The organism is Microbacterium sp. MYb54 (assembly GCF_002979515.1).
Lineage (GTDB): Bacteria > Actinomycetota > Actinomycetes > Actinomycetales > Microbacteriaceae > Microbacterium.
Genome location: NZ_PCPA01000024.1, coordinates 1 through 11,806, shown reverse-complemented (window position 1 = coordinate 11,806; position 11,806 = coordinate 1). Strand labels below are relative to the sequence as shown.

The 11,806-nt window shown below is 68.7% G+C and carries 9 protein-coding genes; 8 read left to right on the top strand and 1 reads right to left on the bottom strand.

The window, feature by feature from the left end; genetic code table 11:
- Positions 1 to 61 precede the first annotated feature (61 nt).
- Positions 62 to 1,402 (top strand): heparan-alpha-glucosaminide N-acetyltransferase domain-containing protein, encoded by a 1,341-nt coding sequence (locus CQ040_RS17860; RefSeq protein ID WP_105527508.1) that lies wholly within the window; start codon positions 62 to 64, stop codon positions 1,400 to 1,402.
- On the opposite strand, the gene CQ040_RS17855 is transcribed toward CQ040_RS17860, so the two are convergent.
- Entirely contained in the window at positions 1,374 to 1,919 is a 546-nt protein-coding gene (locus CQ040_RS17855) for an ECF transporter S component (protein WP_028503175.1), read from the bottom strand. The genes CQ040_RS17860 and CQ040_RS17855 overlap by 29 nt on opposite strands.
- Before the next feature lie 165 nt (positions 1,920 to 2,084).
- Between CQ040_RS17855 and CQ040_RS17850 the strand changes: the two genes are divergently transcribed.
- The 7 genes from CQ040_RS17850 (at position 2,085) to CQ040_RS17820 (ending at position 11,775) form a co-directional block, all read left to right on the top strand.
- The gene (locus tag CQ040_RS17850; protein WP_105527507.1) at positions 2,085 to 5,291 is read left to right on the top strand and encodes a S8 family serine peptidase; all 3,207 of its coding nucleotides are present in this window, start codon (positions 2,085 to 2,087) and stop codon (positions 5,289 to 5,291) included.
- A 185-nt stretch (positions 5,292 to 5,476) separates the two neighbouring features.
- Complete coding sequence (locus CQ040_RS17845; protein ID WP_105527506.1) at positions 5,477 to 7,732, top strand: carbon starvation CstA family protein; 2,256 nt, start codon at positions 5,477 to 5,479, stop codon at positions 7,730 to 7,732.
- A 16-nt stretch (positions 7,733 to 7,748) separates the two neighbouring features.
- Positions 7,749 to 7,994: a YbdD/YjiX family protein gene (locus tag CQ040_RS17840; RefSeq protein WP_105527505.1), complete on the top strand. Its 246-nt coding sequence runs from the start codon at positions 7,749 to 7,751 to the stop codon at positions 7,992 to 7,994.
- Between the two features lie 31 nt (positions 7,995 to 8,025).
- A complete protein-coding gene (locus CQ040_RS17835) occupies positions 8,026 to 9,207 on the top strand; it encodes a sensor histidine kinase (protein WP_105527504.1) in 1,182 nt (393 codons plus the stop codon).
- Between the two features lie 5 nt (positions 9,208 to 9,212).
- Positions 9,213 to 9,950 (top strand): LytTR family DNA-binding domain-containing protein, encoded by a 738-nt coding sequence (locus CQ040_RS17830; RefSeq protein ID WP_105527503.1) that lies wholly within the window; start codon positions 9,213 to 9,215, stop codon positions 9,948 to 9,950.
- The gene (locus CQ040_RS17825; RefSeq protein WP_105527502.1) at positions 9,947 to 10,321 is read left to right on the top strand and encodes a heavy metal transporter; all 375 of its coding nucleotides are present in this window, start codon (positions 9,947 to 9,949) and stop codon (positions 10,319 to 10,321) included. The genes CQ040_RS17830 and CQ040_RS17825 overlap by 4 nt, the downstream gene beginning before the upstream one ends.
- Positions 10,318 to 11,775 (top strand): cation acetate symporter, encoded by a 1,458-nt coding sequence (locus CQ040_RS17820; protein WP_105527501.1) that lies wholly within the window; start codon positions 10,318 to 10,320, stop codon positions 11,773 to 11,775. The genes CQ040_RS17825 and CQ040_RS17820 overlap by 4 nt, the downstream gene beginning before the upstream one ends.
- The last annotated feature ends 31 nt before the right edge of the window (positions 11,776 to 11,806 follow it).

The following is an 11,806-nucleotide window of genomic DNA, read 5'->3' as shown; positions in this document are numbered from 1 at the left end:
CTTCGGCAGGGGATCGTCGTAGAGGCGACGTTCTGTGCGTCGAGAACCATGAGGGGGAACCGTGCGAGAAGACACGAACACGATCGCGAGCGCGAAGGCCGAGAATACCGGTCGGAGAGCGCGACGAGTGTCGCAGCCTCAGCAGGACGAGACCAGGCCCCGAGGTGAGCTCGGCCGCATGGTCGGCATCGACTTCGCACGCTTCCTGGCGATCATCGGAATGTTCTGCGCACACCTCATGCCGCCGGTCGGCCTTCCCGGACACGTTCCCTGGCTCTCGACGGTCGTCGACGGGAACGCCTCGACCCTCTTCGCTGTCGTCGGCGGGATCAGTGTCGTCCTCGCGACGCGCTCCTACCTGGAGCGCGGGTATGTCGCGGCCGCACGGTGGGCTATGGCTGCACGAGGCATCCTCATCATCCTGATCGGGGCGACGCTCGCGCTCGCTCCCGGCAGCATCGTTGTCGTCCTGGTGTACTTCGGGGTCGCGATGCTGTGCAGCATCCCGTTCTTGCGCACGAGCCCGAAGTGGCTGCTCGTCTTCGCCGGTGTCCTCGCAGTCGTCGGCCCCATCGTCAACGTGAACGTGCGGCAGGCACTCGATGTCATCGGGGAAGGTGGAGGTGTCGGCTGGGCGCAGTGGGGGGAACCGGTGGTGGTCCTACGCGCGGTCTTCATCACCGGGACCTATCCGGTCATCACCTGGATCGTCTACGTGCTGGTCGGCATGGCTGTCGCGACGCTGCTGATCAGCGCCCGTCGCAACGGAACGGAGCTTCGATTCATCGCCTGGGCGGCTGGACTGGGTACCTTCCTCGCCGTGTTCGCGGTGTCGGTCAGCGCCCTCGTCTACAGCCTCTTCGGGCGCGCTGCGGTGGTCGCGACGATGCCGGCAGAGGCTGCCGCGGCGACCGAGAGCCTCATCGGATCGCCGGGGTTCGGTGCGCCGCTCTCACCGCAATGGTGGGCGCTCACGCTGCAGACTCCGCACACCGGAACGACCCTCGACATCCTGCGCGGTGTCGGCATCGCCCTCGTCGTCATCGCGGCCATGCTGTTCCTCGCCCGTGTGCTGCCGGCCGCCGCGCTGCGCGTGCTCGAGCCGATCAGGGCAGCGGGCGCCGCCCCGCTCACGGTGTACACGATCCATGTGCTGGCAGCCGCCGTCACGACCTTCGCGCTGTCGGCCTCCGGTGCGATCGAGTCGCCGGCTGACATCCCCTGGTGGTACCTCGGACCGGCGATCCAGGGTATCCACATCCTCGGCGCGATCGTCATCGGAGCGATCCTCGCGGTGTTGAAGCGTCGCGGTCCGCTCGAGGCGTTCGTGAGTGCGACCTCAGGCGTCGTCGCGAGACGTCTGGGCGGTTTGACTACCGACGGGCGACGCCGGCGCGCCTGAGCGCGGAGCCGATCGCGAGGCCCACTGCGGTCCACGCGATCGGCCCGAGCACCGAGATCGCGAGGTACAGGATCTGCGCCCACAGCGGCATGACCGCGAGGTGGGCGGCGAAGAACACCACGACGGCGACGAGAACACCGATCACCGCCGCCGAGATGAAGAAGCGCAGCGGCCCCCAGGAGCGATAGCGGGTGAGAGCGGCCACTCCCTCTTGGATCAGGCCGAACAGCAGAGCCGTGCCGATGAAGCGCAGCGACCACGCCGGGTTGAAGGCGCTTGCGATCAAGGCGGCGAACAGGTGCGTGATCAGCGCGACGAGGGGAAGGCGCAGCACCTCTTGAGCGATGATCCCCGGCAGGACGTGCGAGCCGAGCACGAGTCCGTAGAGGAACAGCAGCGGGCTTGCCAACAGGACGGGAGTGACCCACCCGGCGATGCCCGCGAGGATTCCGGTCGCGACTCCGATCGCTGCGCAGACGAGCAGTACTCGCGTCGACAGGATGGAGGTACGGGCCACCTCTCCAGCTTACTGTCGACCTATCGGGAGGCAGGCCGTGGATAACCCTGGCCGATCGGCGAAGGCCGATTGGTCGATCGGCCAGATCTCGCGTCGAGCGCCGAGGGCGGGGCTATGTTGGCCGCGGTGCAGCAATGCGTTGCACCCTGATCATCGGAGTACCACATGGGTCGAACACCCCTCCGGATGGCAGCGGCCACCACCCTGGCTACGCTGTTCATCGCATCGACGGCAACCACCGGCTACGCGGCGACGGAGGAGGTGACAACCCCCGTCCCCGTCGCAGGCACCCCAGGTCACTACATCGTGGTCATGAAGGCGGATCCGCTCGCCACCTACGAAGGCGATGTCAAGGGACTGAAGGCGACGAAACCCGCAGAGGGTGAGCAGCTCGAGGCGCAGTCGCAGGACTCGCAGCGGTATGTGGAGCACCTCCAGACCGAGCAGACCGACCTCGTCAGTGATCTCGGCGTCACCCCGGACACGACCTATCAGGTCGCGCTGAACGGGTTCAGCGCCGACCTCAGCGGCGAGCAGGTCGACGCGCTTCGGGCATCGAAAGACGTCCTCGGCGTGTACCCGGATGAGATCCGTCACCCCGATGCGCAGACCTCGACCGACTACCTCGGACTCGGCGATGACCGCAAAGGACGCGGCGGCGTGTGGCAGCAGACCGGAGGGGTCGAGAAGGCCGGTGAGGGCGTCGTGGTGGGCGTCATCGATACCGGGATCGCACCCGAGCACCCCTCGTTCGAGGGCAAGAAGCTCAAGAAGCAGAAGAAGCAGAACAGCGGCCAGCCCTACACCGACGGCACGTACGTCTACTTCGACAAGTCGGACGGCAGTCGATTCCAGGCCGCGATGGTCGAAGGCCAGGACTGGGACGCGAGCGACTACTCCACGAAGCTCATCGGTGGACAGTACTTCTACTCCGGAGCCGAGGCCTCAGGCTTCGACTTCCAGTACGACTACCTCTCACCACGTGACGGCGACGGGCACGGATCGCACACCGCGAGCACCGCTGCCGGCAACTTCAAGGTCAAGGCGGCCATCGAAGACGTCGACTTCGGGACCATCTCGGGCGTCGCGCCCGGTGCGAAGATCTCGGCCTACAAGGCCTGCTATGTCGGCCCGGACACGTCGACCAAAGACGACGACATCTGCGCGCAGAGCGATCTGATCGCCGCGATCGACCAGGCCGTCGCGGACGGCGTCGACGTGATCAACTACTCCATCGGTGGAGGAGCCGCCAACACCGTGATGGCACCGGAGGACCTCGCGTTCTTCAACGCCGCAGCCGCCGGCGTCTTCGTCGCGACCAGCGCGGGCAACGACGGCCCCGACCCGGTCACGGCCGACCACGCTTCGCCGTGGTACACGACCGTGGCATCGTCGACCATCCCGACCTGGGAGGGCACCGTGCAGTTCGACGGGTTCCAGCAGGCCGGAGCATCGGTGAGCGTGCCGTTCGGCACGGAGGTCACCGGTCCGTCGATCGCCGCGGTGGATGCTGCGGCCGCCGGAGCAGTCGACCCACAACTCTGCCTGCCCGGCACGCTCGACCCGGCCAAGGTCGCCGGACACATCGTGGTCTGTGATCGTGGCAACAACGCCCGTGCCGAGAAGTCGCAGGTGGTCAAGGACGCCGGTGGTATGGGCATGGTCCTCGTGAACGTGCCCGGTGGCGCTGACTCGCTCGACAACGACTTCCACGCGGTGCCGACCGTGCACCTGGCAGCCGCGAACCGTGCCGCCGTGCTCGCCTACGTGCAGGGCGGTGCGGATCGTCCGATCACCCTCGTCGGTGAGAACACCACGGGCGTCACCACGCCGACTCCGCAGGTCTCCAGCACTTCCAGCCGAGGTCCCGCGCTGGCCGACGGCAGCGACGTGATGAAGCCGGATATCGCGGCTCCCGGTGTCGCGATCCTCGCGGCGACCGAGAACGCTCCGGGTGAGAAGCCGACCTTCGGCATCCTCTCCGGCACGTCGATGGCGTCGCCGCACATCGCAGGCCTCGCGGCTCTCTACCTCGGCGAGCGCCCCAAGGCGACACCTGCCGAGATCAAGTCGGCGATGATGACCACCGCCTACGACACCGTGTTGCCCGACGGATCGAAGAACACGAACCCGTTCGAGCAGGGTGCGGGTCAGGTCGACCCGAAGCGGTACCTGAACCCGGGTCTGCTCTACCTCAACGATGTGAAGGACTGGGCTGCGTTCCTCGACGGGAAGGGCCTGTCGGACTTCCCCGGCATCGACCCGATCGACGGCAGCGATCTGAACCAGGCGTCGATCTCGATCGGCTCCCTGACCAGCACGCAGACAGTCACCCGCTCGGTCACCTCGACAGAGAAGGGCACTTTCACCGCCAAGGCCTCCGTGCCGGGAGTGAACGTCAAGGTCACCCCTCAGCAGCTCCAGTTCGACCGCCCGGGTCAGACGAAGACCTTCACGGTGACGTTCGACAACGCCAGCGCCCCGGTGGAGAAGTGGGCCACCGGTTCGCTGACCTGGACGAGCGCGAAGAACACGGTGCGTTCTCCGATCGCACTGTTCCCGGTCACGGCCGATGCTCCGGCAGAGGTCACGGGCACCGGTGTCGACGGCAGCACGTCGGTGGACATCACCCCCGGTCTCACCGGTGACCTGGCGCTCGGGCTCTCGGGCCTGACTCCGTTCGAGTTGCTCGCCGACGCGGACAACCCCGTCGAGGGCCACTCGGGTGACGAGAAGTCGGGAGATGCGAACAAGGACGTGTCGTGGATCGTGAACGTTCCGGAGGGCACGACGCTCTCGCGGTTCGACCTCGATTCGTCGGACGACAAGGGCAGCGACCTCGACCTCACCGTGTACCGCGTGGTGAGCCCGGACGACCTGCAGTACGACCAGCGGTGGCGGTCGGCGACCGGCTCGGCGGACGAGCAGATCACGCTCACTTCGCCGAAGGCGGGTACGTACCTCGTGGTGGCGAACATCTACTCGACGACGGGTCCGATGACGTGGGACATGACCTACGCCAACGTGCTGCCTGACGGCGAGGGGGAGCTCACCGCCACGCCGAACCCGCTCGCCGCGGTCCGCGGCAAGCAGACGTCGTTCGACCTCAGCTGGACCGGCTTGACCGCCGGCACCCGCTACCTCGGTCTCGTGCAGTACGGCGAGTCCGACGTCCGCACCGTCCTGACGGTCGACGTGCCGAAGGCGAAGGCACCGGAGACGAAGGCACCCGAGACTCCGGCACCGGAGACCCCGGCACCGGAGACTCCGGCACCCGAGACTCCGGCACCCGAGTCGAGCGCGCCGGCCACGCCCGCGCCTCAGACACCGGCACCGGAGACCCCGGCGCCGCGCGGGGAGAAGCGGCCGTAGCCCGGAAGCACACGCAGCACAGCACCCCGTGGTCGAACGACCACGGGGTGCTGTGCTGCGTGTGCGCATCCGTTCATCGCGTGATCGGCGCCGCTCGTCGCAGCACCCCCTCTCTCGGCTCCTTCCCGCGGCGCCGCCTTCCTAACGTGGGGGAACGCAACGTCGCGTATCCCGAGGAGACCCCCATGACCGCACCGGGCAGCACCGAACCCGTCATCGTCACCGATCCGAGACTCCCCTCCGTCGCGCTCTCCGAGGAGCACCACGAGAAGTCGAACCGCTGGACCCTGCCGAAGATCATCCTGTGGGCCGCGATCGCCCTGCTGGGCGCCGTCGCGTGGACCATGCTCGCGGTCGTCCGCGGCGAGACCGTCAACGCGATCTGGTTCGTGTTCGCGGCGGTCTGCACGTACCTGATCGGCTACCGCTTCTACTCGAAGGTGATCGAGAAGTACATCACCCGCCCGGACGACCGCCGGGCCACCCCCGCCGAGGTCAAGCAAGACGGCAAGGACTACGTCCCCACCGACCGTCGCGTGCTCTACGGTCACCACTTCGCCGCCATCGCCGGTGCCGGACCTCTCGTCGGTCCGGTGCTCGCCGCGCAGATGGGCTACCTGCCTGGCACGATCTGGATCATCGTCGGCGTCGTGCTCGCCGGGGCCGTGCAGGACTACACCGTCCTCTTCTTCTCGATGCGCCGTGGCGGACGCACGATCGGCCAGATGGCGCGTCAGGAGCTCGGCAAGATCGGCGGCACCGCGGCCATCATCGCCTCGCTGCTGATCATGCTCATCATCGTCGCGATCCTCGCCCTCGTCGTCGTCAACGCACTCGGCGAGAGCCCGTGGGGCGTGTTCTCGGTCGCGATGACCATCCCGATCGCGCTCTTCATGGGCGTCTACCTGCGCTACCTCCGTCCCGGCAAGGTCACCGAGGTCTCGATCATCGGCTTCGTGCTGCTGATGGCTGCCATCATCGGCGGCGGCTGGGTCGCCGGCACCGACTGGGGTCAGGCGATCTTCCACCTCGACCGCACCACGATCGCCTGGGGCATCATCATCTACGGCTTCATCGCCGCAGTGCTCCCGGTCTGGCTGCTGCTCGCCCCGCGCGACTACCTGTCGACCTTCATGAAGATCGGCGTGATCGTCATGCTCGCCGGCGCCATCATCCTGGTGCGCCCCGAGATCACGGTCCCCGCGGTCAGCATCTTCGGCGAGAACGGCATGGGCCCGGTGTTCGCAGGTCCTCTCTTCCCCTTCCTGTTCGTGACGATCGCGTGCGGGGCGCTCTCCGGGTTCCATGCGCTGATCGCCTCCGGGACCACACCGAAGCTCATCGAGAAGGAGCGCCAGACGCGCTTCATCGGCTACGGCGGCATGCTCATGGAGTCGTTCGTCGCGATCATGGCCCTCGTCGCCGCGATCTCGATCGACCAGGGCATCTACTTCGCCATGAATGCACCGGCTGCCGCGACAGGGGGCACGGTCGAAGGTGCGGTGGCGTTCGTGAACTCGCTGGGGCTGACGGGGGTGAACCTCACACCGGAGATGCTCACGAGCACCGCAGCCGCAGTGGGTGAGGAGTCGATCGTGTCGCGCACGGGTGGGGCGCCGACCCTCGCGCTCGGCCTCGCCCACATCATGCAGCAGGCCCTCGGCGGGCAGGCGCTCATGGCGTTCTGGTACCACTTCGCCATCATGTTCGAGGCGCTGTTCATCCTCACCGCCGTCGATGCCGGCACGCGTGTCGCCCGCTTCATGCTGCAGGACTCGATCGGCGCCTGGTTCCCCAAGTTCCGCGACGTCTCATGGCGCCCCGGCGTCTGGATCTGCACTGCGATCATGGTGGCCGGTTGGGGAGCGATCCTCATCCTCGGTGTCACCGACCCGCTGGGCGGCATCAACACCTTCTTCCCGCTGTTCGGCATCGCGAACCAGCTGCTCGCCGCGATCGCGCTCGCCGTGGTGCTGGCGATCGTCGCCAAGCGCGGCCGGAGCTACTTCAAGTGGCTGTGGATCATCGCTCTGCCGCTCGCGTTCACCGCGGTCGTCACCATCACGGCGTCGCTCTACAAGATCGCCTCGCCGGTGCCGGCGATCGGCTACTGGGCGAACCACTTCAAGTACGTCGCCGCCCGCGACAGCGGAGACACCTCGCTCGGCGACCCGGAGGTGCTCGATGCGGTCATCCGCAACACCGCCGTGCAGGGCACACTGTCGATCATCTTCGTCGCCCTCGCGATCATCGTGATGGTCATGGCCGTGATCGTCACGATCAAGGCCATCCGCAACGGTGGCGGCGAGAACACCGAGGATCCGCCCGTGGCCTCGCGCCGCTTCGCCCCGGCCGGATTCCTGCCGAGCGCCGAGGAACGCGAGCTCGAGAAGCAGTGGGCGCCGATCCTCGCCGACGAGCTCAAGGCGTCGTCGCACTGATGTCGATCGCACTGAGATGGCCGACACCATGAGTCGGACGGATGCCGCGACCACCCTCCTGCGGACGCTGCTCGGCGCCGTGGGGCGGGTCGGCCGCGGCATCCGCTGGTACATGACGACCCTGATGGGCGATACCGCCTATGCGACCTACGTCGCCCATCACCGCCGCCAGCATCCGGATGAGGAGCCGCTGACCGAGCGGCAGTTCTGGCGGCAGCGGATGGACGACCAGGATCGCAACCCCGGTGCCCGCTGCTGCTGAACACGGCCGCGCCAGTGCCTAGGCTGAAAGCATGACCGACGTCGTTCTCGCTGCGATCCTCGGCGTGCTCGGCGGCATCGTCCTCTCGGTGCTCCTCCTGCTCGCACGCCGACTCGCGCGCGGGGCCGCCGACCTCGGAAGCGACGCCGAACAGGCAGCTCTCACCGCGCTGCACCAGGCGAGCCTGGCGGCGCCGCACCTTCGCGCCGGACTCTCCGCCCCCGACGTCGTGAAGGCGGCACGGCACCTGCGGGTGCTGTTGGGCAGTGCAGCCGTCGCGATCGTGAGCGTCGAGGGCGCGGTGTCGTTCGACGGCCCTTCCGACGGACTGGAATCCGCGGCCCGCCGCATCGCCACCCAGGTCAGCACATCGGGCCGGAGGCAGGTGTTCCCGGCGCCGGGGAGGGACGACGACCTCGAGGCCGTCGGGGCTCCGATCCTCGTCGACGGCCGGGTGGTGGGGGTCGTCGTGGCCTTCGCCGCTCCCGTCAGGGCGGCGCTCGTGCGTGCGGCGGAAGAGGTGGCCGACTGGTGCGCGGCGCAGGTCGAACTCGGTGGACTCGATGCGTCGAGGACGCAGCTGGCCGAGGCGGAGCTGCGGTCGTTGCGGGCGCAGATCTCGCCGCACTTCATCTACAACGCCCTCACGGCGATCGCCTCGTTCGTGCTCACCGACCCCACGCGTGCGCGGGAGCTGGTGCTCGAGTTCGCCGACTTCACCCGCTACTCCTTCCGCCGCCAGGGGGAGTTCACCACCATCGCCGAGGAGTTGGGCAGCATCCACTCGTACCTCGAACTCGAACGTGCGCGCTTCGGCGACCGGCTGCGGGTCACACTGCAGATCGCGCCGGAGACGCTCGCGACGGTCATCCCGTTCCTCTCGGTGCAGCCGCTGGTCGAGAACGCGGTCCGTCACGGCCTCGAGCCAGGCGTCGGCGGAGGGGAGATCCGCATCGCCTCACGCGACGACGGCACCCACACCGAGATCACGGTCGAAGACGACGGCGTGGGCATGGACCCCGAAGGCCTGCGGGCGACCCTCACCGCGGGCGATGACGGCGTTCACGTCGGGCTCCGCAACGTCGACACCCGCCTTCGCCAGCTCTACGGTGCGGATGGAGGCCTGGTCGTCGAGACGAACACCGGCGCCGGTACCCTGGTGCGCATGCGGGTCCCGAAATCCCAGCCGCAGCACGACCCGGACAACGACTGACGACCATGACGAACAGTGCGCCCACGATCGATGTGCTCGTCGCGGATGACGAGAAGCCCGCTCTGGACGAGCTGGTCCACCTGCTGCGCACCGATGCCCGAATCGGCGAGATCCTCTCGGCGTCATCGGGGGCGGAGGCGCTGCGGCTGCTGTCCGAGCGGGCGGTGCGGATCGCGTTCCTCGACATCCACATGCCGGGGCTCAGCGGCACCGAGCTCGCGCGGGCCCTGCTGACCCTCGCCGAACCGCCGGCGGTCGTGTTCGTCACGGCCGACGACGCCAAAGCCGTCGAGGCGTTCGAGCTGAGGGCCGCCGACTACCTGCTCAAGCCCGTGCGCGCCGAGCGTCTGCGCCAGGCGGTCGACCGGGTGGTCGAGCTCGGCGACACCGCAACGCCGGGAGACGACGAGATGCTGCCGGTCACGGTCGGATCCGTGGTGCGATTCGTGCGCCGAAGCGACGTGCGCTGGGTGCAGGCGCAGGGGGACTACTCGCGGCTGCACACGGGCGACGGCACGGGGCATCTGGTGCGCATCCCGATCTCCGAGCTCGAGACGCGGTGGACGGACGCCGGGTTCCTGCGCATCCATCGTTCCTCGCTCGTGCGCACGGCGGCGGTGACCGAGGCGCGTCTCTCGGGTGCGGAGCCCGCCGTGTCGATCGGCGCGGTCTCGCTTCCGGTCAGTCGACGGCTGGTGCCCGCGGTGCGCGATGCCCTGATGCGCGGAGAGGGCGCCGGATGACCGAGAAGCCCAAGCGTGTGCGCGTGACGGCCGATCTGCCCGACCGCCGGCCGGCGACCTTCACCCGCGGCATCGCGCTGCCCGGCGCTCCTGTGGACGAGGCGGATGCCGTCTACGCGCGGGCCCTGATGCGCAGCCAGCTCCGACTCGCACTCGGAACCGTCGCCGGGTTCGTCGTCGTCGTGATCGCGCTCACCCTGGCGATCGCGCTCATCCCAGAGATCGGCCAGGTCGTGGTCTGGGGCCTGCCGCTGTCGTGGCTGCTGCAGGCATACGCGTTCTATCCGATCATCCTCGTGTTCGCGGTGCTCTACGTGCGCACGGCCGCCCGCAACGAGCGTCGCTATCGGGCGCTCCGGGATCGCGAATGAACGCGGTGCTCGACCTCATCGGCGTCGCGCTCGTCATCGTCGCGACGCTGCTGATCGGCGTCTACGGATTGCGCATCTCGCGCACGACCGGCGACTTCTTCGTCGCGTCGCGCACGGTGCGGCCGGTGTGGAACGCGTCGGCGATCAGCGGCGAGTACCTCTCGGCCGGCACCTTCCTCGGCCTGTCCGGACTCGTGCTGCTCGACGGTGCCCGCGGCTTCTGGTTCCCGATCGGATACGCGGCCGGCTACCTCCTGGTCCTCGCCTTCGTGGCCGCCCCGCTCCGACGCAGTGGTGCGTACACGATCCCCGACTTCATCGAGGCGCGGTTGGAGTCGACGTCGGCCCGGCGGGTCACGAGCATCGCGGTGCTGGTGATCGGCTGGCTGTACATCGTGCCGCAGCTGCACGGTGCAGGGCTGACGCTCCTGGTCGTGGCCGGTCTGCCGGAATGGGTGGGCGCCGTCACCGTCGCGGTTCTCGTGGCCGCTGCCGTCGCCGCGGGCGGCATGCGGGCGATCACCTACGTGCAGGCGTTCCAGTACTGGCTCAAGCTCACCGCACTCCTCGTGCCCGTGGTGTTCATCGCGTTCGCGCTCAGCGGCGGGCCGCACGACTTCGACCCCGCACTCGTCTTCCCGGTCGAAGCCGGCCCCGCAGGCTTCGACGCGTACGAGACGGCATCGCTCCTGCTCGCGCTCCTGCTGGGCACCATGGGCCTGCCCCACGTGCTGGTGCGGTTCTACACGAGCCCGACCGGGGTGTCCGCGCGGCGTACGACCGTGATCGTGATCGGCATGGTCAGCGCGTTCTATGCCGTGTCGAGCACGATGGGGCTGCTGGCGCGCATCGCCGCTCCCGACCTGGCGGTGCCTGGCGTCGCCGACACGGTCGTGCTGCTGCTGCCGTCGCGCGTCTTCCCCGGAGTGCTCGGCGAGCTGCTGACCGCGTTGATCGTCGCCGGAGCGTTCGCGGCGTTCCTCGCGACCTCGGCCGGTCTCGTGGTGTCGCTCGCCGGCGTGATCAGCCAGGACGTGTTTTCAGGGTCCGTGCGCTCGTTCCGACTGTCGGCGGTGCTCTGTGCGCTGGTACCTCTCGCGGTGGCGCTGCTCACGGCGCCTGCGGGACTCGGATCGAGTGTCGGCGTGGTGTTCGTGGTGGCGGCGTCGACGCTGTCGCCGGTCGTGCTGCTCGGGGTGTGGTGGCGCGGGCTCACCGCTCGCGGAGCCGTGGCCGGGATGGTGTCGGGCGGAGTCGCCGCCGGACTCGCACTGCTCGCGCACGCGGCCGTCGGGGGCGTCGGGGTCGCGGCTCCCTACCTCGCGCAGCCGGCCGCGTGGACCATCCCGCTCGCCACCGCGGTGACCGTGATCGTCTCGATCCTCGACCCGCGGGGTCCGTCGCCGCGCACCGACCGCTTCCTCGCCCGGGTGCACACCCCGGAGCGAGGCTGAGCCCCCGCTCCTACGCCCGTCCGCCCACGCC